The organism is Pseudomonas sp. BJa5 (assembly GCF_030272875.2).
Classification (GTDB): Bacteria; Pseudomonadota; Gammaproteobacteria; order Pseudomonadales; family Pseudomonadaceae; genus Aquipseudomonas.
On record NZ_JALRNG020000113.1, the window covers coordinates 1 to 307 of the forward strand.

General features: G+C 59.3%; 1 protein-coding gene. It reads right to left on the minus strand.

The window, feature by feature from the left end; all coding sequences use genetic code 11:
* Positions 1 to 240 (minus strand): DUF1653 domain-containing protein (locus tag M2D63_RS25640; RefSeq protein ID WP_285865878.1); only part of this gene is annotated, 240 nt, incomplete at its 3' end.
* Between the last annotated feature and the right edge of the window lie 67 nt (positions 241 to 307).

Genomic DNA, 307 nt, shown 5'->3' on the forward strand with positions numbered 1-307 from the left:
GGCAGCGGGCCGGGTGACCAGCTCGGTTGCAGCCTTGACCACAGCAAAGCGCGGCACTTGCTCGCCGTCACCCTCGACCGACTCCATGAACATGGACCGCGGCCGCACCCAAAGACCGAAATCGCCATACAGGGCCTGATAGAACACTACCCATGCCTCGGTCTCGGAATGACGCGCAGTGCCGAACACACGATACTCAGGCCCCTTGGAATGACGGTATACGCCTGGTTGTAGCTGCATGTTGCTCACCCTCTTGAAAAAAAATTGCGGCACAAAACAAAAAACCGGGGCACCAGGCCCCGGCTTC